General features: G+C 59.3%; 2 protein-coding genes. One reads left to right on the top strand and one right to left on the bottom strand.

All coding sequences use genetic code 11. The features are described from left to right. A partial coding sequence (locus A3754_RS15025; protein WP_063520350.1) for a lysophospholipid acyltransferase family protein occupies positions 1-591 on the bottom strand: 591 nt, incomplete at its 3' end. Between the two features lie 413 nt (positions 592-1,004). Here A3754_RS15025 and A3754_RS15020 point away from each other — a divergent pair. Then, on the top strand, positions 1,005-2,511 hold a 1,507-nt coding region (locus tag A3754_RS15020), incomplete at its 3' end, for a cytochrome c (RefSeq protein ID WP_197468672.1).

The following is a 2,511-nucleotide window of genomic DNA, read 5'->3' as shown; positions in this document are numbered from 1 at the left end:
ATCGGGCAGGATGGCGGTTAGGGCTCCTTTCTTCATGGCCCGTACCAGGCCAGCAACGCCGCGGGCGGTGGTGGGGTACATGGTGGAGCCAAAATGTTCCCGGCCGCTGAGCACCAGATCATCCACTTCCGGCAGTCCGGAGGGGGCAAACATGGCGTGCAGTCCAAATTCGGTGGCCAGCCAGAAATTGAGCACCTCCCAGCATCCCAGGTGGGGAGCCAAAATCATGATGGGTTTGCCATCCACCACGGCCTGGCGGAGCGGGGCATCACCGTCAACGGCGGCCACACGCTTCAGTCCCTGGTCGGGGTGCCGCCAGAACAGGGCAATTTCAAAGGTGTTCTTGATGCTTTCCACCAGTGATTCGCGAGCCAACTTGCGCCGCTCAGGTTCAGACCGGTCCGGGTAACACAGTGACAGATTCACTTCTGATACCCGGCGAGCATCGGTGGGGAAGGCGGCGATCAACCTGCCAAGGAGGGTGGCAGCCCAGCGATTGAGTGCGAATGGCAGGCAGGCAATCAGTCGCAGTGCGGTAACGGCGGTAATGCCTTTGATGCGTTGTGTTTTCGGATTGGTTCGTCGTCCCATGGCGGGAGAGTATAAGGGGCTCAGCGCCAGGGCGCAGCATTCTTTCTCCTTCTTCTTTGAGTATCCATATGAGCAAGGGGCGTGATGTTTTGTAAGGTTTTGTGCGATTGACCTGACGCTCACAAGCCGGGGCACAGCATCGACCCGTCAGTACACATCTCCGGGAGAAATGTATGAAGTCCAGGGCAGCACAGAACAGTCCGCCAGAAGGTGGCAGCGACGCCGCTCCATCACCTTGCCAATCACAACATCGCAGTTTGAAAACCTCTACTGGCAACTTCTCAGCCACGCTGGCGCTCATGGTAAAGTCAGCCTTGCTTGCAGGGGCAGGGCTGATCCTTGCTGGCTGTGGTGGGGATGACTCAACAGAGTTTATTGACCGACCAGTCCCTGTAGTCATTGAAGAGGACCCGGTGGCTGAAGGGAAAACCGTTTTCCGCTTTGAAACCTTCGGTAACCAGCGTTTCTGGACAGACTACATGCAGCTGCCCCAGGGGATTGCCGGCGCCGGGGTTACCCCTCTGGCTGCGCTGTCGCTGGGATTGAATGTCAATGTCGAAGCGCTCAGTCCGGGCACGGCATCCGCGCTACTGGATGCGCTGGATCAGATCGAAGGGGGGGCGGATCCTGCGGATACAGTGCTGAACAACCCCCAGGTGACTCTGGCGCTCATCAATGAAGGGGCTGTTATCGGGGTGGTTCCCTTTGCGGCCGATGGTACCCGCAAGCCCCTGGGGAGTGATCCTGCCTTCAACCCGGGTGACGGACTGGACCTTGCCCGAGGTGACAAGGTGGGGGTGAGTTGTGCGCTCTGCCACGCCAGAACCGATGATTCGGTGGTGCCGGCAGGGTTTGCCGGTCCGGGTTCCGTCGGGGTGCAAGTCGATGGTGTGGTCGCCGAAGGCATTGATGTGGGTAACATTTTTGCGGCGTCCGCCAATCCGGTTGCTTACCTGCCCTTGTTACAGCTTCAGTTCGATTCATTGATGGGAGCGACGATTGGCAACGGCGACTTCGCAGGGATACCGTCTGGCGGCGATGTGGCGGCAACCAATCAGGCTGTCCGGGACTATCTGACAGGCGTGAACGAAGACACAGGCATTCGTTACTACCCGCTGACGTCCTTTGATGCGACACCGGACGGCATCGGCAATGCGACCTACGTGCCGCCCTTTTTCCGCACCGACTTGTCAGCGCCGTGGGGGCACAGTGGGTCTTTTGCCCGTCTGAATGACTTCAACAATCTGGTGTACACGGTGGCCCTTGATCCGACCAGTCTGCTCACCGAAGAAGGGCAGGCGTTTCTTAACGTACTGGCGGGGCCTGTTGGGGATGAAATCGCGGAACGCTATCAGCAAGTGCTGGAAGACTCTGGCGTGCTCTCCGAGGGGATGGCGTTGGAAGATCAGATCCCCCTGGTCAGCAGCGACACGACGGATATCACCGCGGGTGACCCGGCAGGGCCTGTAGGCCTGCGGGTCTCTGATGAGAAGCTGAATGCGCTCAAGTCCTATACCGACCAGTTGCAGGCCCCGGCGGCGCCCGAGGGTCTGGATCCCGCAAAAGTGGCAATGGGGGAGGCGATCTTCCGCAATCCACGTCCACAGGGGGCAAACTGCGCGGCTTGCCATACCCCGAACCCGGATGATCCGGTTGCCAATATCATTGTGTCGATCTCGACGCTCTATCGGGACTACGATGATGACATCCTGCCTATTATTGACCGGCCGGATCCGCTCAGCGATGTACAGACCACGCTGGCAGGCCCCACCCCGGATTATGACAACCCCCTGATTGTCCTGGATGCCAGTGTGAGGCAGCAGGAAAGAGGCTTTGCCAAGCCGCTTTTGCTGGGGCTGGCAGGTAAGGACAAGTTCCTGCATAACGGTTCTGTCGCGGGAGAAAGCGCTGCCGAGGCGT

It is taken from the genome of Alcanivorax sp. HI0083 (assembly GCF_001635175.1).
This window is presented reverse-complemented; position numbering and strand designations above follow the sequence as displayed.